The organism is Oleiphilus sp. HI0117 (assembly GCF_001635235.1).
Map to the genome: position 1 here is coordinate 1 of NZ_LWGA01000698.1, position 1,168 is coordinate 1,168.

A 1,168-nucleotide genomic window follows, 5' to 3' on the forward strand; every position below is an offset into this window, starting at 1 on the left:
CTGTAACGATCGCCTTCATCTATCACTATTCGCCATAAGAAAGAGCTCAATGGCATAGGTGTACTGATGGTAGATACGACTTTGCTTGTTCCTTTCTGATTGAGCCAAGCGGTGGCAATTTTCTCTTCCGCGATATGTTTTGCAAAGACGCCCCAGCATAGGTATAGCGATGAAATAGCGAAAGCTGAGGTGGTGATCATGGTGGCTTTCTTTGAAATCCAAGTATTCCTGTAGGCGAGAAACAGCGCAAGTAAAAGCGGCAGCGTATAGAATGGGTCGATAATAAATACGCTTGATAAGCCAAAGGGGTGCTCTGTTAGCGGCCAGAACAATTGAGTGCCATATACGGTGCAGGCGTCGAGTAGGGAGTGAGTCCAAAAAATCGCGAGAATCGCAATGAACCATTGCTTGGATATTGGACGATAGCTTGGGCGAAAGTGCAGTATTAACCATGTTAGTAGGGGCGCCACAGCGATCTGGATAATCAGACTGTGGCTAAAGCTTCTATGATAGGTAAAGTCTTCAACTTGGCCCCCAAAAGGAATAAGTACGTCAAGGTCTGGCAAAGTCCCCAGAATTGCCCCGATAATTGGAGCTGTACGGCCGATATGTTTACCTAATAATGTATGGCCAACAGTGGCGCCTAGTGCTGCTTGGGTTAGTGAGTCCATGTTTGTCTTCTTTCACATCTATATATCTTACTTATCTACTGTTTACGACTCCCATGATACACCTAGATGACCAAATATAGATCACATAATATGTGATCCAAATACTAAACATTGACGTAATACCTAGTGTTGTTCCTAAAAACTGTTGATGAGAGATTGGTGACACTATGGCTAGGTTAATAGAATCCAAAGAAACCCTTGATGCAATTAGAGTTAAGGCGCTATCTAACGCTAAGGAACTCGGTACTTATAACACGCGTTCTTCCTTTCAGTTAGGACGGAAAGTTTTAACTTTCTCAGAATTGTGCCACCGCTCACCTCGCAGGCTTTTTTAGTCTGTTAGCACCATTGCGTTGCATCTTCAATTCTGCAAGTAATCATTGCACTTTGCTTGGGCGTGACTCTTCCTTGTCGCACTTTAAATAGCACTCCCCTGTATTTCTGTTTCTTACGTACATCTTGTTACATATTAATTTTCTTAATGAAAACAATTGATT

1 protein-coding gene is annotated in these 1,168 nt (G+C 42.7%); it reads right to left on the bottom strand.

Annotation, left to right across the window (positions count from 1 at the left end; translation table 11 throughout):
- Nucleotides 1–671 (bottom strand): metal-dependent hydrolase (locus A3757_RS10095; RefSeq protein WP_231878249.1); only part of this gene is annotated, 671 nt, incomplete at its 3' end.
- Between the last annotated feature and the right edge of the window lie 497 nt (nt 672–1,168).